Source organism: uncultured Cloacibacillus sp. (assembly GCF_963926575.1).
Taxonomy (GTDB): Bacteria; Synergistota; Synergistia; order Synergistales; family Synergistaceae; genus Caccocola; species Caccocola faecigallinarum.
Window position 1 is genome coordinate 37,188 of the sequence record NZ_CAWUXW010000003.1, and the last position, 16,332, is coordinate 53,519.

Consider the following 16,332-nt stretch of genomic DNA (forward strand, 5'->3'; position numbering starts at 1 on the left):
ATGATGGAGCAGTTTGAAAAATTCAACGAGGCGCTCGACCGCCTCGAGGCGATACTTACAGAGATGAAGAACGACAACGAGACGCTGCGCCGCGAGAACGCCGAGCTCAAGGGCGTAATCGAGGACAGGGACCTCGAAATCCTCCAGCTCCAGGAAGACGCGGAGAAGGCCGCCGCCGCCGCGAAGGCCGAGAAGGACGAGATAGGCAACACGCTCGACAGCCTGCTCGGACGCATGGGACGCCTCGCCGCGCAGCCGAAAGAGACTCCCGCGGAGTAGCCCGGCCCCGGTAGGCCGCGGGCCGCGCCAAGATGGACGAACTTAACGAAATAAAATCGCTCGGCGACGGAAGGTACTCCTTCTGGGTCGGGCGGCAGAAATATACGCTCGCCACGAAGCTCGAGCCGGCGCGCTTCTGCCGTATAGCGGAAGGCGTCAGCTCGCTCGTCGCGGGCTTTCCGCCTAATCTGAGCCAGGACGAACGCCTCGTGCTGGCGCTGATGTCGCTCGCCTTCCGCCTCGAGGATATGGGCGAGCGCGTCGGCGGCCTCTGCGCCGAATTCGGCGGGGAGGAGAAGAACGCGTGAGCATCGCCGGTTTCAGCTGCTGGGATATATTCTTCGTCGTCCTCGGAGCATATTTCATCCTCCGCGGGCTCTGCCGCGGCTTCGTCGGCGAAGTCATAGCGCTCGTAGGCTTCCTCGCGTCGTTCTACTGCGCCTTCCAGTTCTCGGGCGCTTTCGGGCGCTTCATCGCGGGGACGATGGGGATAAACCCATACGCCGCGCAGGCGATCGCGGGCGTCGTGATATGGCTCACGATAGCAATGGCCGCCTCCGTCGTGCGCATGGTGCTGAGGGGCATAATAAGGGCGATCAGCCTCGGCGGGATAGATAAGCTGCTCGGCCTCTTCTCCGGCGTCGTCAAAACCTTCATCGCGATATACGCGATAATGACGGCTGGCATACTTCTCGCGCCCGTCGCGAACCCGACGTGGATGTCCGACAGCGACGTGCTGCGCTACGCGGGACGCAGCTGGCCGCAGTTCCGCTCGGCGCTGATAGGTCTCGGCCTCGTGCCGCAGGACACATCTCTGCCCGACGGCACGCTCGAGGAGATACTGCGCCCCTACCGCGACGGCGGCGAATGGCCCGACGGCTACGATTACTACAACGATGAAAATTACGGCGGCGGCGGAGAATCGAACGCGCTTCCGCCCGCCGGCGAAGAGCTCCCGCCGCACGATGGCGGGGCGAGCGGCGTCTGAAGCCGCATAGATTTACGCGAAAATCCCTTTTCCCACCAACGACATGTACATCGAACAATCTGCATACAACAGCCTTGAAATATCGAAAATTACCGCGCTGATCTCGCGCCGCTGCCGCAGCGAGCTCGGCGCGCTCGTCGCCGAAAACATCGCGCCCGCCGCGGATTTGAGCGAGCTGACGAAGCGCCGCGAGCTCTTCGAGGATGTGGAGAAGTACCGCGGGCGCAAGGGCGAGCTGCCGTGGACCGACGGCCTCGTATCGGTCGCCTTCATGCTCGAATTCGCGGAAGAGAACGGCCTTCTGTCGGGCGAGGAGCTCGTCAAGATACGGCTCATGCTCACGCTCGCGGGCCGCATGCGCGAGACGCTGACCGAAGCGCGCGACGAATATCCGGCCTTTTCCATCCTTCTGCGCAGTATGCGCGACTTCGCCGAAGAGACGGAGATGCTCTCGGTCATAGACGACGAGGGCCATCTCTACGACTACGCCTCGGAGAAGCTCGCCGCGGTGCGCCGCGAGATGCGCGGCCTGAAGGATACGCTGCGCCGCAAGGGCCACGCGCTGCTGAGCGACCCGCGCATCGCCTCGATGCTCCAGGAGCGCGTTCTGACGCTGCGCAACGGACGCCACGCCTTCCTTGTGCGGCAGGACGCCATATCGCAGTTTCCCGGCGCGGTCATAGAACGCTCCGGCTCCGGCAGCAGCGTCTACATGGAGCCGCACTCGCTGATGAGCCTCAACAACGAATACAGCAAACTCTACGGCGAAGAGATGCTCGAAGAGACGCGCATTTTCCGCGAATTCACGGCGCGGCTCATAAAACGTAAAAAAGGCATACTCGACACCGAAAACGTCCTCGGCACCGTGGACCTCTTCTACGCGCTCTCCGAGACGGCGCGCCTCGACAAATGGCATATGCCCGACCTCTCTAAGCGCACGGAGTTCTCATTCGTCCGCGCGCGCCATCCTCTGCTCGGCGCGAAGTCCGTGCCTATAGACATCAAATGCGGCGATAAATTCCGCATCCTCGTCATAACGGGGCCGAACACCGGCGGCAAGACGGTCGCGCTCAAAACCGCGGGCGTCTGCATATACTTCGGCTGGCTCGGCTTCCCGGTGCCCGCCGGCGAAGGCTCCGTGCTCGGCGACATAGGCGAGCTCTTCGCCGACATCGGCGACGAGCAGAGCATAGAGCAGAGCCTTTCGACCTTCAGCGCGCACATCACGCACGTCACGCAGATACTCGACAGGGTCACGCCGCGCTCCTTCGTCATGCTTGACGAGCTCGGCGCGGGCACGGACCCCGAGGAGGGCGCGGCGCTCGGCATCGCGCTGCTCGACTGGCTGCGCGAGCGCGGGTCGCTGGTGCTCGCGACGACGCACCACAATCCGATAAAGCGCTACGCGCTCGCCGCTGACGGCGTGGAGACCGCGAGCGTGGAATTCGACAGCTCGACGCTCTCGCCGACCTACAGAATACTGATAGGCATACCGGGGCGCAGCAACGCGCTGCTCATCGCCGGCAAGCTCGGCATGAAGAAGCAGATAATCCGCCGCGCCGAAGAGGCGATAAACGGCCGCGAGGTCTCGATGGAGGACCTCATCGGCGAGCTGCACGAAAAGCGCGCGGCGCTCGAACGCGAAGCGCGCGAGGTAGAGCGCTCGCGCCAGAAGCTCGCCGCGCTCGAAAAGGACTACGAGGCGAAGATAAAGGCCATCGAGGAAAAGCGCGACGCGCTCATAGCGAAGGCCGACAAAAAGGCGCTCTCGATAGTGCGCAACGCCGAGGACTCGGCGCGCGCGCTCATCAAGAACATGGAGAACGCCGAGGCAGAGTCGCAGGCCCGCCGCGAGCTTGAGAAAAAGCGCAGCCACTTCCAGAAAATCGAAAAGTCCGCGATAAAGCGCGAAGAAAAGAAAGAGACCGCGGAATCGGTCGTCGCGACGGGGCAGGAGCTCAAGGCCGGCGACACGGTGCAGCTCATAGGCACGAGCAAGAGCGCGACCGTCATCGAGGTAAGCGGCAAAAAGGCGCGCATCCGCGCCGGAATAGCCGAAATGGAAGTGCCGCTGACGAAGCTCAAGGTCATCTCACGCAAGGCCGCGCCGCCGCAGCCGACGGTGCAGATAAAGGTCAGCCGCCCCGTCGGCGTGCCGTCGTCGATAATGGTGCGCGGCATGACGATAGACGAGGCGATGCCGATGGTCGAGCAGTACCTCGACCAGGCCTACTGCGCCGGATACGACGTCGTGACGGTAATCCACGGCCGCGGCCAGGGCATACTGCGCCGCGAGGTGCAGGAGCTCTGCAAGCGTCTGCCGTACGTTGCGGAACACAACCTCGGCGGCCCCGGCGAAGGCGGCTACGGCGTCACGGTCGTGAAGTTCCGACGCTGACGGCACGCCGCGCGGATTTCCATAATTTAGTTTTCTTACAGTAACAACGGCGGACGGTGTCATACTGTCCGCCTATCTTGCTATACCGCATTCCTCTGCTATAATACGCTGTGCAGAAGTCGATTACGGCTTTTATCAACTGGCGCAAGATGCTGAGACGCATACGCCGCTTTTTATTGACGTTAGAAACGTTGTCGTAACTTTGTCTGATTTCCGTAAAACAACATAATCCCGCAGGAGCGTTCGCGCGCTCCCGCTGACGCCGTTTGCTTTGGAGGTGCTGCCCATGAACGGTGAAGGCTCTTATTTTCTCGTAAAATTCTGCCGGCTCGACGATTCCGGCGTGAAGGTTCTCGAAGATATGCTCGGCGAACGAGTCGTATGCCGCCTGAAAATCGACTGGGGCGGATTTTCGTCGCGCGTGATGCTTTACGAAGCGAATCGCGAGGACTCGTCGATAACGCTTATACTTTTCGGCCTGTCGGACAGGATGCGCCACTGCTCGGAAGCCAAGCTGCTGGAAGCCGTTTCGGAAAGTCTCGGCGGTCTGTTCGAGCTGGAGGTCTCGAAGATTTCCGCCGAAGCACTTGCCTCGGAGCGTCCGGACGTCGAAAAAAATATTTTCCCATCCCTTGCGATGCGCGGCATGAGATACGGGCGTCTTGACGCGGCGCTGACGCTGAAGAGCGGCGAGCGGCTGATGGAGGAGGCCGCGGCGGTCTGCGGCTGGGGCGGCTTCTGCACCGCGCTGAAGCGCATCGCGCGGCGCATGGACAACGACGCGAGCGGGAAAGCGAACCTCAACGTCGCCTTTGTCGTCGAGTCGGACAACCCGGCGGGAGATTACGTCCGCGTTCTCTATGATTTTTATTTCTCGCGCGGCGTCATATCCTCTCCGTTCATCTGCCGCGGCGACATGGACGACGCTGCTTCGTCCTCGGACGGCGGCTTCATGTACGTCGTGAAGGACTGCGGCATAGACGACGATGACGTAGTCGTCATGGGACGCCGCGGCGTCGAAAGCTGTCTGCGCCGCCTGCGTTCCAGGAAATGCGTCTATGCGGCGCTGCTGACGAAGGAGGAATACGAGGCGCTCGCCTCCAATCCGCTCTTCGAATGCGTCTTTCCTACCGTCGTCCGCATCGCGGAGCCGAGTGCGGAGGAGAAGCTCGCCTTTATCAGAAAGGAGGCGGCCGGTTATAATTTCGAGCTCGCCGGCGACGTTACGAAGGAGACGCTTGACGGCGTCGATTTCAACAATATGCTGGCCAAGCTCGTAAAAGCCGTATCGTCGCGGCTCGAAGAGGAGGAGTGCAGCTACACGCTTTCCGCCGCGGATTTCGCCGCCGAGGAAAAGGCGCGGGAAGAGCGCCCGCCCTTCGAAGAGCTTGACGCGCTCATCGGCCTCGACGGCGTAAAGCGCACCGTGCGCGAGATAGCGGCCTTCGTCGAGCGCCGCGGAAAGGACGCCGGGCTCTGCCTGCACATGGTTTTCCGCGGACGTCCCGGCACTGGCAAGACGACCGTCGCGCGGATAATCGGCAAAATCTTCGGCGCGGCCGGAGTGATAAAGAACCCGGACAAATTCATAGAGGCGGACCGCGCCGCGCTCGTATCGAAATATCTGGGCGGCACAGCGCCGCGCGTCAGGGACGTCGTGACGGCCGCGCTCGGCGGCGTGCTCTTCATCGACGAGGCGTACTCGCTCTGCGAGGACGGCGGGCGCGGCTACGGGCACGAGGCCGTCGCGACGCTTGTCAAGCTCATGGAGGACCACAGAAAAGAATTCGTCTGCATACTCGCCGGCTATCCCGACGAGATGGACGAAATGCTCGACATGAACCCGGGAATGCGCGGGCGCGTGCAGTTCTACATAGATTTCCCGGACTACAGCGCCGCGGAGATGCTCGAGATATTCGACTCGATGTGCCGCGCCGAAGGCTACGCCGCGAGCGAAGGAGCGCGTGCCGCGCTTGAGGAATTTTTCGAAAAGCTGACGCGCGAGGGGGACTTCGCGAACGGCAGAACGGTGCGCCGCGTATTCGAGCAGATACGCATCAAGCAGGCCGTCCGCAGCGAGCGGATGGACATCGAGGAAGAGGATGTGCGCGCCGTAATGGGGGCGATGCCGCTCCGGGGCGCTTCGCATCGCGCGAGGGCGATAGGCTTCCTCGACGTGGCGTAGCGCTAAAGCCCCGCCCCGGCCCTCCTGCGGTCGCGCTTCTGCATCACCTTGTACGTCGCGACGCAGACGGAGGCGACCGCTATGTCCATCATAGGCTGCACGGACATGATGCCGTACATCGGCCAGACGATGTTCATAAACGCCATCAGCGGAATGTCTATCGGCCCCTTGCGCAGGAACGAGAGGACGAGCGCGGGCTTTCCGCGCCCCGTCGCCTGGAAGAAGGCTATTATCAGCGAGATTATAGAGAGGAACGGAATGGATACGCAGTGCAGCCGCAGGAACACAGAGCCCGCGGAGACCGCGGAGGCGTCCTCCATGAAGATGCGGATGAGCGCGGCGGGGATGGTCTCGCACATCGCGAGATATGAGAGCGTGACGGCGAGCGAGCAGAGCCCCGCGAAGTATGTGCAGCGCCAGAGGCGTTTGTAGTCGCCCGAAGCGTAGTTGTATGCGAGCAGCGGAATAACGCCGCTGCATATCCCCTGCACGATGTAGGTCGGCACCTGGTCGATCTTCTTGACGATGCCGACGGCGGAGAGCGCGCCCGCCGTGTAGGCCGACATCAGGTAATTCAGCGTGATGTTCGAAAGCGCGTTCATGACGAGCTGAACCGTCGCGGGCAGTCCGACGAAGAAAATTTCGCCCGCGGTGTTCCTCGCGAGGCTGACGTATCGCGGCGAGAGCGAGACGACGTTGTCCTCGCGCGGCTTCAGCAGATAGTACAAAAGATAGAGCGTCGCTATCGCGTTCGACAGCGCCGTAGCGATCGCCGCCCCTTCCATAGCGAGGCCGAAGCCCCAGTCGTAGATGAATATCGGGTCGAGCGCGACGTTGAGCACGCCGCCTAGGCTCATGCCGAAGCTCGCGCGCTTCGACTGTCCTTCGGCGCGAATCAGGTGCGCCAGCACCATGTTCATCGAGGTAGGCAGGCCGCCGACCGTCACAGTCCAGAAAAGATAGGCGCTCGCATGCGGCAGCGAATTTTCGTCGGCTCCGAGCGCGGAGAGCAGCGGCTCGCGCCAGACGAAGACCGCGAACGAATAGACGAGCGTCACAGCGGCGGCGAGCCACGCGGCGGAGGCCCCCGCGCGCCGCACCATCTCGTAGTCGCGCCGCCCGAGCGAACGCGACAGCAAACTCGCGCCGCCTATGCCGAAAAGGTTCGCGACCGCCGAGAGCATGAGGAACGCGGGAAAGACGAGCGTCACCGCCGCCATCATGCCCGTGTCGTTGAGTTGGCCGATGTACCACGTGTCGGCGATGTTGTAGACCATCGCTATTATCTGGCTGATGACCGTCGGCACGGCGAGCGCCGCGACGGCCCTCGGCACGGGCATCGTTTCGAAAATCTCTATCTCTTTTTCGCTGAGCTTGTTTTTCACCGCGCGCCTCTAAAACATGCCGCGCTGCGCAGAAATTATGTAGACCGCGGCAGCGGCGGGGACCGCGAGGGAAAGCGCGGGGTAGAAAATTTCAAGCGGCGCGTGGCCGAAGAGCAGCCCGCCGCAGACCGGGCCGAGCATCATGCCGAGGTCGAAGCCGATGTAATAGGTGCTGTTCGCTAGGCCGCGGTGCTCCGGCCCCGCGACGAGCATCGCCGTAGACTGGCAGACGGAGCTCATTATGCCGTAGCTGCCCGCCATGAAGGCCGCGGCGAGGAACAGCAGCGTATTGTCGCGCATCAGCGTCAGGCAGATTATCGCGGCGAGCGTGCAGACCGACGCGCCGGACTGGAACACCCTGAACGGCAGCTTGTCGAAGAGGCTCTTGAGGCAGAGGCGCAGCACGAGAAGCACCGCCGCATAAAGCGGGAAGAAAAGGCCGACCGAGACGTGCAGGCCGCGCGCCTCCGTGTAGCCGACTATGAAAGACTGCGTTGCGCAGTAGGGGATTGCGAAAAGCATGATGATGAGCGCCGCGGGCACGACCTTGCCGTAAATAAAGCTGAAACCGCCGCCGCGCCGCGCCTCCGCGGATTTTTCGCGCTTCTCCGGAGCTCCGCCCTTTTTTATAAACATGATGATGAACGAGCTGACGAGAGCGAAGAGCATCGCGACGCCGAAAGCCGCGCGGTAGCCGAAAAGTTTGTAGGTGAAGATGCCGGCGGCGGGGGCGAGCGCCATAGCCAGCGCGTTCATCGCTCCGTAAAGCCCCATGCCGGAGCCTATCTTGTCGCGCGGCAGCAGATTCGACATCCACGTCGCCATGCAGACCGAGCAGCAGGCGAAGCCGACGCCGTGGAGGACGCGCGCCGCCGTCACCACGCGCGCGTCGAGGGCGAGCATATAGCCGAGGCAGGCCGCGGCCATCATCCACGTTCCGGCGATTGAAAGGCGGCTCTTGTTGATTTTGTCGGCGAGGTTTCCGGCGAAGGGGCGGCAGAAGAGCGAGCAAAGATTCATCATGCCGCCGATGAGTCCCATAAGCGCGGCCGAAGCGCCGAGCGAGCCGGAAAATCCCGTAATTATCGGCGTGACGAGCATCGGGCAGGAAAAGTAGAAAAAGCTAGCCCCGAGAATAAGAAGAATATCCCGTGAATAAAGCCTTTCCTCCGCCATCCGCTCCGTCCCCTTCAGCCGTCGATTACGCGATTTGCCAGTGTGCGCGCCGCGTTCGTTATGTTATATTATTATTTCATGGCTTTGTCAAAGAACGTCCCTGCCGCCGCGCGTCCGGCGCGGCGTTGACTCCGCTCCCAATAAATAGTATAACGTTCGCGTAAGTTTCGCGGCCAAAGGCGGCGAAGGCGCGCGGCGCTCCGCAAATCGGATTTAAGGAGAGAGCTGTTCATGGAAGAAGAAAGAAAATACTCCGCAGATATCGCGGCGGCGGTCAATAAATTCCTCGTCGACGACGACTGGCGTTTCGACTTCAACGAAAGCGAAGGGTGCTTCCGCTTTACTCTGACGCTCGACGGCAAGCTTAAAGAGGCGAGATACTGGATATTGATCAACGAGGACGACTACACTGTCTACGCATACTCGCCGATAGGCGCGGACAAGGGCGACGAGCGCATGATGTCGGCGATGGCCGATTTTATATGCCGCGCCAACTACGGCATGAAGAACGGGAATTTCGAGCTGGACATGATGGACGGCGAAATCCGCTACAAATGCTACGTCGACTGCGACGGCGCGCTGCCGTGCGATGATGTTATCAGGAACAGCATCTATTGCCCCGCGCAGATGCTCGAACGCTACGGCGCGGGCATCGTCGACATCGTCTGTCTCGACGGCTCGGCGGCGGACGCTATAGCGAAGTGTGAAAATTAAAGAGAGGGCGCGCGGCGTTAAGCGGCCTCTGACGTACAACGACGAAAGCCCCTGACGGAAACGTTCAGGGGCGCGTCGGTTTCGTTATAAATTAAAATATCGTCTTAGTTCTTTTTGCTTCTCAATACCGCCTACATCAGCGTCCCGAAGGTGCGCGTTACGTTCAGCCGCTTGTTGAGCGCCCAGACGAGTGCCGCGCCGATGACGGCTCCGGGGACGGAGCTGACGAGGAACGAGCCCGAGAAGAAGAGAAAGCCGACGCTCTTGCCTATCGCGGGGCCCAGCAGCTTCGCGCCCACCCACGCGCCGACGATTCCCGTGCCTATGGGCTCGGCGCAAGCGGCGGCGATTTTGTATTTGTCAGGCAGAGCGCGCGCCGCGAGGCCGACGAAGAGCGCGCCGAACATGCTGCCCGGGAAGGCGAAGAGGCTGCCCGTGCCGAGCAGATTGCGGATGACGCTCGTCGTGAAGGCCGCGCCGACGGCCCACCACGGGCCGAGGACGATTCCCGCGACGACGTTGATTGTGTGCTGGAATGGGAAGCATTTCGTCGGCCCCATCGGTATGGAGACGACGGAGAGCGCGACGCCCGCCGCGGCGAGCACGCCCGCGAGCACCGCTTTTCTGAAAATCAGGCTGTGTTTGTCGTTCGTCATTTTTTATCTCTCTTCTTTATCCGAAATATTTGTTTATCTCGTTTATCAGCGCGCGGGCCGCTTTTTCGGGGTCGCCGGCGCGCACTATCGCGCCCGAGAGCGATATGCCGCTCGCGCCGCAGCCCGCGAGCTCGCGCACGTTGGCAAGCTCGATGCCGCCTATCGCGACGGAGGGAATTTCTATCGCCGAGAGCGTTTTTTTGATTCCCGCGGGGCCTATGACGACCGCGTCGCCCTTCGTCGCCGTGCCGAAGGCCGCGCCGCAGCCTACGTAGTCCGCGCCGAGCCGCTGCGCCTCGCGCGCGAGCTCCGGCGTGCGCGCCGTGCCGCCGATTATGAAACCCGGCCCTGCTATCGCGCGCGCCGCGTCCACGGGCAAATCCTTCTGCCCGAGGTGGACGCCGTCGGCTTTCGCCGCGAGCGCTATGTCGAGCCTGTCGTTTACGAAGAAGAGCGCTCCGCGCTCCGCGCAGAGCTCTTTCAGCTTCAGCGCCGTTTCGTAGGTTTCGCGCCCCGTCCATGTTTTTACGCGCAGCTGCACAGCCGTGACGCCGCCCGCGAGCGCCGCGCGCGTCTTTTCGATCACGGCCCCGGGCGCGTCGCCCTCGCCGCATATAAGATAGAGGCGAAGCCTATCCGCGAGTTTTGCTCTATCGTACATTTTTCTCTTCCTCCGAATTGAGCTCTGTCAGCCAGTCCATGAAGGCGGTGCGGAACGAGTAGGGACCGGCCGATGCACTGTCCTTCTCCGCGAGCGCGGCGGCGCGGCGGAAAAGTTTCAGCGCGCGGCGCGAGGCCTCGAAGGGCTCGTACTCCGCGCAGAAGAGCGCAGTCGCGCTGCCGAGCGCGCAGCCTATGCCGCTCGTCATCGCAAGCAGCCGAGAGCCGCCCTCTATCACCTCGCGGCGCGCGCCCGAGGCGTCGGACAGAAAATCGCGCTCGCCGGTGCAGTAGACCGCCGCGCCGAATTTCCTCGCACATTCGGCCGTTATCTCCGCCGCTCCCTCTTCCGCGCATTCGCTCGAAACGCCGCGCGGGGCCGTGCCTTCGCCGCAGAGCGCGGCGATTTCGGAAAAGTTGCCTTTTATTACGGAAAATTTTATCTCAGAAAGCAGGGCGTCCGCCGCCTCGGTGCGGAAGCGCGAGAAGCCGTAGCCGACAGCGTCCATCACTATCGGGCGCTTCGCCGCCGCAGCCGCGCGCGCAGCCGTCAGGTAAAGCTCGCGCGCGTCATCCGGCGGCGTGCCAATGTTGATGAGCAGCGCGTCGCAGGATGATGCTGTCTCCGCGGCTTCGCGCACTTGAGGCGACATTATCGACGCGCCGCCGAGCAGGGCTACGCAGTCGGCCTGTAGCTGCGCTGAGACGGTGTTCGTTATCTGATAGACGAGAGGTTTAGCCATTGATTATCTCTGTCCACGGCATCGTCACGGCATGTCCGAGGCAGCCCGCGCCGTGTCCCGCCGTGACGCCGTAGTGCAGCCCAGCGCGCAGGTAGAGGCGCGCGCGCGTCACGGCCTCCTCAAGCCCGCAGCCCGAGGCGAGCTCCGCCGCTATCGCCGAGCTCAGAGTGCAGCCCGTGCCGTGGTTCGCCGTCGTGTCTATGCGTTCGTCCTCGAAGAGCGTCATTTTGCCGCCCGCGTAGAGCACGTCTGTTATCACATTCGGCTCGCCGCCGAGATGTCCGCCCTTGACGAGCACCGCGCCGCAGCCGAGCTTCGCTATCTCCTCCGCCGCGGCCTTCATCTCTTCGACGGTGCGCACGGACATGCCGGTCAGCTTTTCGGCCTCGGGCAGGTTCGGCGTCACGATCATAGCCATAGGGACGATTATGCTCTTCACCGCGTCGACCGCGTCGGCCTCGAGCAGCGAGTCGCCGCTCTGCGCGACCATCACGGGGTCGACGACGAGCTTTTTTATTCCGAGCTCCGAAAGCCCCTCCGCGACCGCGCTTATCGCGCCGCGATTGCCGAGCATCCCGGTCTTGACCGCGTCGAGCGGGAAGTCGCGCCCGACGGCGAGAATCTGCGCCTTTATAATCTCGGGCGGAACGGGGTGGATTCCCGTCACGCCGACGGAGTTCTGCACCGTCACCGCCGTTATCGCCGACGTGCCGAAGACCTTGAGCGCGGCGAAGGTCTTCAAATCCGCCTGAATCCCCGCGCCGCCGCCAGAGTCGCTGCCCGCGACGGTCATAGCCAAGCCTCTGTATATGCCGTGTCTCATATTTGAGTCCTCCTTGATACGAACGTCCTGCGCGCGACAAAAGCGCCGCCGCGCAGTTATTGCGCGTTGCGCGGCCCGCGCGCGGAAGTCTCTCGCGCGTAAAATTATCGTTCCGCGCGCGCGCCGTGTCAACTTGACAAACGCGGCGGCGCTTGCTACAAATTGCGCGGAAAGGCGGTGCGCCGTTGAATTTGTTGGAATTGCCGTATATTACGATAGAGGGCGGGGCGCGCGCGGAATCCGCGACGCTCGTCATGGTGCTCGGAGGGCGCGCGCCGTCGCCGAAATTTCTCACCTCTCTCGCGCGCGGCTGCGAGCTCTGGGCCGTCGACAGGGGAGTGGAGGCATGCCGCGCGGCGGGAATCGCGCCCGCGGTGCTCGTCGGCGACCGCGACAGCGGCAGCGCGGAGGGCTGGCGCTGGGCCGCGGAGCGCGGCGCTGCGACGCGCGAGTATCAGAGCGACAAGGACCTCACGGACTTTCAGCTCGCGCTCGAAATTTTTGCGGACGAGCGCAAAAACAGCGAAAAAAATATAATTTTGACGGGCGCGCTCGGCGGCAGGTTTGACCATCTGTGGAGCCTGACGCTCTCTTTTCTGAACATGACGCGCGCCGGAGTTCCGTTCGGCATGATGGACGACCGAGAGGGCATGATATTCGTCCGCGGCGGCGAAGCTTACGCGCTTGCCTTCGCGCGCAGGCCGAAGGCGCTCTCTCTGCTTGCATTCTCGCCCGTCTGCTCCGGCGTGAATTTGAGCGGCGTACACTGGCCGCTGGCCGGCGCGGAGCTGCGCCGCGACGTCCCATACGCGGTGAGCAACCGCGTGGAAGGGGAGGGGCGCGTCGAAGCTTCGTGCGCCTCAGGCACGCTCGGCCTCTACTGGACGTGGGGCGACGCCTTTTAACGGGCCGCCGCGTTCTTTACTAATGCCGCGCAGCCCCCGCTCATGGTAGAATAGGCCGGTAACTGGAAATATAAGGATGTGAGTCGATGTTTGGACATATTTTCTCGCCCGGCGGACTGGCGAATCTGCTGCTCAGCGTTCCTGCCGTTCTTTGGGCGATCACCTTTCACGAATTCTGCCACGGCTTCGCGGCGAAGATGCTCGGCGACCCGACCGCCGAGCGCGAGGGGCGGCTCTCGCTGAATCCGCTCGACCACCTCGACCCGGTCGGCGCGCTCTGCCTCCTGCTCTTCCGCTTCGGCTGGGCGAAGCCCGTGCCTATCGACACGCGCTACTTCAAGCACCCGAAGCGCGACATAATCATCGTGAGCCTTGCGGGCGTCGTCGGCAACCTGCTGACCGCCTTCGTCTGCGCGCGGTTCGTGAGCTTCTTCCCGGCCTCTTTTCGAGCTGGGGCGCGCAGCAGTTCATCCTGCTCATGATATACATCAACCTCGGCCTCGCGGCCTTCAACATCATCCCGATACCGCCGCTCGACGGCTCGCGCATACTCTACGTGCTGCTGCCCTACCAGTGCATGAAATACTACTACTGGCTCGAGCGCTACGGGATGTTCGTCGTCGTCGGCCTGCTCGTGCTCGGCATATTCCCGTACATCATGTACCCGATAATGACCGTGCTCTTCCACATCGTCATGTTCTAGGAGAAAAGCCGTGAAAAAAATACTTGTGACCAACGACGACGGCGTTTACGCCGAAGGCATAGGGACGCTCGCGCGCGCGCTGCGCGAGGCGGGCTGTGAGGTCCTCGTCTGCGCGCCGGACAGGGAGCGCAGCGCCTCGGGACACTCGATGACGATGGACCGCCCGCTGCAAATCAAGCGCGCGGACGCGGCGCGCACAGGCGGCGCGGAGGCGTGGTGCTGCGACGGCACGCCGACCGACTCCGTCATAATGGGGCTCGAGGTGCTGAAATTCCCCGCCGAGTTCGTAATATCGGGCATCAACTGCGGCCCGAACCTCGGCGACGACATCACCTACTCCGGCACGGCCTGCGCCGCGATGGAGGGCGTTATCGCGGGCCTTCCCGCGATGGCCGTCTCGCTCGTTTGCAGCTCGCGCGACAACGTCCTGCATTACGAGACGGCGGCGCGCGCCGCGGTTGAAATCCTCGAGTGGACACGCGCTATCTCAGAGTGCTCTTCTACAACGTCAACGTGCCGAACGTCCCGACGGGCGAGCTGCGCGGCGTGAAGCTCGCGCGCAAGGGCAAACGCCGCTACCACGACAAAATCACGGTAATCAAAACGCCCTTCGGCGGCGAGGCCTACTGGGTCGGCGGCCGCATAGAGGACGACATGGCGGAGGACACCGACGTATTCGCCGTAGCGCACGGCTTCGCCTCGCTCACGCCCGTTCATCTTGAAATGACCTCATTCGCCGCGCTCGAGAAAATCTCCGCGCTCGACATGGAGCGCGAAGTGAACGCGGCCCTCGGCAAAAATTAAACGCGGACGGCGCGCCGGTTCATTTTGAACACTGGCGCGCAGACGGTTGACAGAATCTCGTTATCTGTTAAAATGTTCCACAAGTTTTAAGAAAGGAGGGGCGGCTGTGAGGCTTTTATCTGTTGGACGAATAAGACGTATACGACGAATCGACCGTACCGGGCATAACGGGTTATGCAGTGACGGGGACATGAGTTCGATCATTCGGCGACAGAGATGAGGAGCCACCGGCTGAAAGCGCCTCTCGCAAAGAAAATCAAAACTTCGCACCCCTGAGCATAACGAAACGAAGCGGACGCTAAAAAGCGTCAACCAGGGTGGCACCGCGGGTAATAAGGCCCGTCCCTATCTTAAAAGGATAGGGACGGGCTTTTTTATATTTTAGAAAAAACATAAAAAATTTCTAAGGAGGAAATTCAAATGGCAGCAGAGAAAAAAGGAAAGGTAATACTGGCTTACAGCGGAGGACTCGACACATCGGTCGCCATTCCGTGGCTCCACGAACAAGGATACGAGGTCGTCACGCTCACGATGCACGTCGGACAGCAGGCTGACAACCTTGAAGAGATAAAGGAAAAGGCCTACGTCGCCGGAGCCTCGAAGGCCTACGTCGTCGACCTGCGCGAAGCTTTCATCGACACCTTTGTGTGGCCCGCGCTCAAGGCCAACGCGACATATCAGGGCGTATATCCGCTCAACTCCGCGCTCTCGCGCCCGATGATAGCCCAGGCGCTCATCTGGTGCGCCGAAAAGGAAGGCGCCGTCGCCGTCGCCCACGGCTGCACCGGCAAGGGACAGGACCAGGTCCGCATAGAAGTCGCCTGCAACGCGCTCAACCCCGACATAGAAGTCCTCGCGCCCGTCCGCGACTGGGGCTTCACGCGTGAAGAGGAGATGGACTACGCCGCGGCGCACAACGTCCCCGTACCCACGACCAGAAAGAGCCCCTACAGCATCGACGACAACCTCTGGGGCCGCTCCATCGAGTGCGGAATCCTCGAAGATCCGTGGAACGAGCCGCCGAAGGACGCCTATAAGCTCACCGTCGACCCCGTCGACGCGCCCGACGAGGAAATCACGCTCGAAATAACCTTCGAGGCCGGCGTCCCCGTCGCTATCAACGGCGAAAAAAATGGGCTCCATCGAACTCATCGACTACATGAACAAGGCCGCGGGCAAAGCCGGCTTCGGCAGAATAGACATGATTGAAGACCGCCTCGTCGGCTTCAAGAGCCGCGAAGTCTACGAGTGCCCCGGCGCGCTCGCGCTCATCGCCGCGCACAAAAAGCTCGAGACGCTGACCCTATCGAAGGACGTCCTCAAGACGAAGAGAGAGCTCGAGACCAAATTCGGCGAGCTCACCTACGAGGGCTACTGGTTCTCGCCGCTCATGGAAGCGATACAGGCCTTCGTCGAAACGACGCAGAAATCCGTCAACGGCACAGTCCGCATGAAGCTCTACAAAGGCAACTGCATCATCGACGGCATGAAGTCCGACACCTCCGTCTACAGCAAGTCGCTCGCGACCTACTCCGCCGGAGACATCTTCGACCAGTCCGCCTCCGTCGGCTTCATCAAAATCTGGGGAATGCCGATAAAAACCTGGCGCCAGGTCCACAAGGAGAAGAACATCAACCCCATCGACAAGCTCGTAATGGAAAAAGGCAAAGACGCGACGAAGTAACAGCCGCGCAAAGCAGTAAGATAGCCCGGTCCCGCAAAGCCAGCGGGGCCGGATTTTTTTGTATTGTTGCCAAAACCAAGAAAATATTATAATTATATAATTATCGGTGACGGACTTTCGAGCGAAGGGAACTCGAAGTGGAAGTTTCTCCCTAGACGGGAGGTGAAGCCGTGTCGAACGACGGGGAAAGAACCTCTCGAAGAAGACGCTCAAAAAAGTGGAAACATTT

Annotated in this window: 17 protein-coding genes and 1 pseudogene; 12 read left to right on the plus strand and 6 right to left on the minus strand. The window is 61.9% G+C overall.

Features of this window, described 5'->3' with window-relative positions; genetic code table 11:
- From ABGT66_RS05195 to ABGT66_RS05215, 5 genes are all read left to right on the plus strand, one after another.
- The gene (locus ABGT66_RS05195) at positions 1-279 is read left to right on the plus strand and encodes a hypothetical protein (RefSeq protein ID WP_346689297.1); all 279 of its coding nucleotides are present in this window, start codon (positions 1-3) and stop codon (positions 277-279) included.
- 32 nt (positions 280-311) lie between these two features.
- Entirely contained in the window at positions 312-587 is a 276-nt protein-coding gene (locus ABGT66_RS05200) for a hypothetical protein (RefSeq protein WP_303147590.1), read from the plus strand.
- Positions 584-1,267 (plus strand): CvpA family protein, encoded by a 684-nt coding sequence (locus ABGT66_RS05205; RefSeq protein WP_346689299.1) that lies wholly within the window; start codon positions 584-586, stop codon positions 1,265-1,267. The genes ABGT66_RS05200 and ABGT66_RS05205 overlap by 4 nt, the downstream gene beginning before the upstream one ends.
- 43 nt (positions 1,268-1,310) lie before the next feature.
- Positions 1,311-3,665 carry a Smr/MutS family protein gene (locus tag ABGT66_RS05210; RefSeq protein ID WP_346689301.1) on the plus strand — a complete coding sequence of 785 codons (2,355 nt, stop codon included), beginning with the start codon at positions 1,311-1,313 and terminating at the stop codon, positions 3,663-3,665.
- A 286-nt stretch (positions 3,666-3,951) separates the two neighbouring features.
- The gene (locus tag ABGT66_RS05215) at positions 3,952-5,850 is read left to right on the plus strand and encodes an AAA family ATPase (protein WP_346689303.1); all 1,899 of its coding nucleotides are present in this window, start codon (positions 3,952-3,954) and stop codon (positions 5,848-5,850) included.
- A 2-nt stretch (positions 5,851-5,852) separates the two neighbouring features.
- On the opposite strand, the gene ABGT66_RS05220 is transcribed toward ABGT66_RS05215, so the two are convergent.
- Together ABGT66_RS05220 and ABGT66_RS05225 are read right to left on the minus strand one after the other, a co-directional pair.
- Positions 5,853-7,235 (minus strand): MATE family efflux transporter, encoded by a 1,383-nt coding sequence (locus ABGT66_RS05220; protein WP_346689305.1) that lies wholly within the window; start codon positions 7,233-7,235, stop codon positions 5,853-5,855.
- 9 nt (positions 7,236-7,244) lie between these two features.
- Positions 7,245-8,411 (minus strand): MFS transporter, encoded by a 1,167-nt coding sequence (locus tag ABGT66_RS05225; protein WP_346689306.1) that lies wholly within the window; start codon positions 8,409-8,411, stop codon positions 7,245-7,247.
- 231 nt (positions 8,412-8,642) lie between these two features.
- Between ABGT66_RS05225 and ABGT66_RS05230 the strand changes: the two genes are divergently transcribed.
- Positions 8,643-9,125 (plus strand): YbjN domain-containing protein, encoded by a 483-nt coding sequence (locus ABGT66_RS05230; protein ID WP_346689308.1) that lies wholly within the window; start codon positions 8,643-8,645, stop codon positions 9,123-9,125.
- A gap of 131 nt (positions 9,126-9,256) precedes the next feature.
- Here ABGT66_RS05230 and thiW read toward each other — a convergent pair whose 3' ends face one another.
- From thiW to thiD, 4 genes are read right to left on the minus strand one after another with little or no spacing between them, the layout of a single operon-like run.
- Complete coding sequence (gene thiW, locus ABGT66_RS05235; RefSeq protein WP_346689309.1) at positions 9,257-9,781, minus strand: energy coupling factor transporter S component ThiW; 525 nt, start codon at positions 9,779-9,781, stop codon at positions 9,257-9,259.
- A 16-nt stretch (positions 9,782-9,797) separates the two neighbouring features.
- Positions 9,798-10,442 carry a thiamine phosphate synthase gene (gene thiE / locus ABGT66_RS05240; protein WP_346689311.1) on the minus strand — a complete coding sequence of 215 codons (645 nt, stop codon included), beginning with the start codon at positions 10,440-10,442 and terminating at the stop codon, positions 9,798-9,800.
- Positions 10,432-11,184 (minus strand): hydroxyethylthiazole kinase, encoded by a 753-nt coding sequence (locus ABGT66_RS05245; protein WP_346689312.1) that lies wholly within the window; start codon positions 11,182-11,184, stop codon positions 10,432-10,434. The genes thiE and ABGT66_RS05245 overlap by 11 nt, the downstream gene beginning before the upstream one ends.
- Positions 11,177-12,007, minus strand: coding sequence for a bifunctional hydroxymethylpyrimidine kinase/phosphomethylpyrimidine kinase (gene thiD, locus ABGT66_RS05250; protein WP_346689314.1), 831 nt, complete (start codon positions 12,005-12,007; stop codon positions 11,177-11,179). The genes ABGT66_RS05245 and thiD overlap by 8 nt, the downstream gene beginning before the upstream one ends.
- A 200-nt stretch (positions 12,008-12,207) precedes the next feature.
- Here thiD and ABGT66_RS05255 point away from each other — a divergent pair, with 200 nt between their 5' ends.
- The 6 genes and pseudogenes from ABGT66_RS05255 to ABGT66_RS05280 all read left to right on the plus strand — a co-directional run bounded on the left by ABGT66_RS05255 (position 12,208) and on the right by ABGT66_RS05280 (position 16,103).
- Complete coding sequence (locus ABGT66_RS05255; protein ID WP_346689316.1) at positions 12,208-12,912, plus strand: thiamine diphosphokinase; 705 nt, start codon at positions 12,208-12,210, stop codon at positions 12,910-12,912.
- Positions 12,913-12,998: 86 nt separating this feature from the next.
- Entirely contained in the window at positions 12,999-13,394 is a 396-nt protein-coding gene (locus ABGT66_RS05260; protein WP_346689318.1) for a site-2 protease family protein, read from the plus strand.
- On the plus strand, positions 13,391-13,615 hold the full coding sequence (locus ABGT66_RS05265) for a site-2 protease family protein (RefSeq protein ID WP_346689320.1): 225 nt from the start codon (positions 13,391-13,393) through the stop codon (positions 13,613-13,615). Before ABGT66_RS05260 ends, ABGT66_RS05265 begins: the two co-directional genes overlap by 4 nt.
- A 10-nt stretch (positions 13,616-13,625) precedes the next feature.
- Positions 13,626-14,165, plus strand: a complete 540-nt coding sequence (gene surE, locus ABGT66_RS05270) for a 5'/3'-nucleotidase SurE (protein WP_346689321.1) — start codon at positions 13,626-13,628, stop codon at positions 14,163-14,165.
- Complete coding sequence (locus ABGT66_RS05275; protein ID WP_346689323.1) at positions 14,087-14,419, plus strand: hypothetical protein; 333 nt, start codon at positions 14,087-14,089, stop codon at positions 14,417-14,419. Before surE ends, ABGT66_RS05275 begins: the two co-directional genes overlap by 79 nt.
- Positions 14,420-14,839: 420 nt before the next feature.
- Positions 14,840-16,103, plus strand: a pseudogene (locus ABGT66_RS05280) (argininosuccinate synthase).
- The last annotated feature ends 229 nt before the right edge of the window (positions 16,104-16,332 follow it).

Excerpts from the sequence above, each read along its gene's own strand:
- ABGT66_RS05200 (WP_303147590.1), top strand. The coding sequence starts at position 312 with ATGGACGAACTTAACGAAATAAAATCGCTCGGCGACGGAAGGTACTCC.
- thiE (WP_346689311.1), bottom strand. The coding sequence starts at position 10,442 with ATGTACGATAGAGCAAAACTCGCGGATAGGCTTCGCCTCTATCTTATA.
- ABGT66_RS05245 (WP_346689312.1), bottom strand. The coding sequence starts at position 11,184 with ATGGCTAAACCTCTCGTCTATCAGATAACGAACACCGTCTCAGCGCAG.
- ABGT66_RS05225 (WP_346689306.1), bottom strand. The coding sequence starts at position 8,411 with ATGGCGGAGGAAAGGCTTTATTCACGGGATATTCTTCTTATTCTCGGG.
- ABGT66_RS05230 (WP_346689308.1), top strand. The coding sequence starts at position 8,643 with ATGGAAGAAGAAAGAAAATACTCCGCAGATATCGCGGCGGCGGTCAAT.
- ABGT66_RS05260 (WP_346689318.1), top strand. The coding sequence starts at position 12,999 with ATGTTTGGACATATTTTCTCGCCCGGCGGACTGGCGAATCTGCTGCTC.
- thiD (WP_346689314.1), bottom strand. The coding sequence starts at position 12,007 with ATGAGACACGGCATATACAGAGGCTTGGCTATGACCGTCGCGGGCAGC.
- thiW (WP_346689309.1), bottom strand. The coding sequence starts at position 9,781 with ATGACGAACGACAAACACAGCCTGATTTTCAGAAAAGCGGTGCTCGCG.
- ABGT66_RS05215 (WP_346689303.1), top strand. The coding sequence starts at position 3,952 with ATGAACGGTGAAGGCTCTTATTTTCTCGTAAAATTCTGCCGGCTCGAC.
- ABGT66_RS05195 (WP_346689297.1), top strand. The coding sequence starts at position 1 with ATGATGGAGCAGTTTGAAAAATTCAACGAGGCGCTCGACCGCCTCGAG.
- ABGT66_RS05210 (WP_346689301.1), top strand. The coding sequence starts at position 1,311 with ATGTACATCGAACAATCTGCATACAACAGCCTTGAAATATCGAAAATT.
- ABGT66_RS05265 (WP_346689320.1), top strand. The coding sequence starts at position 13,391 with ATGATATACATCAACCTCGGCCTCGCGGCCTTCAACATCATCCCGATA.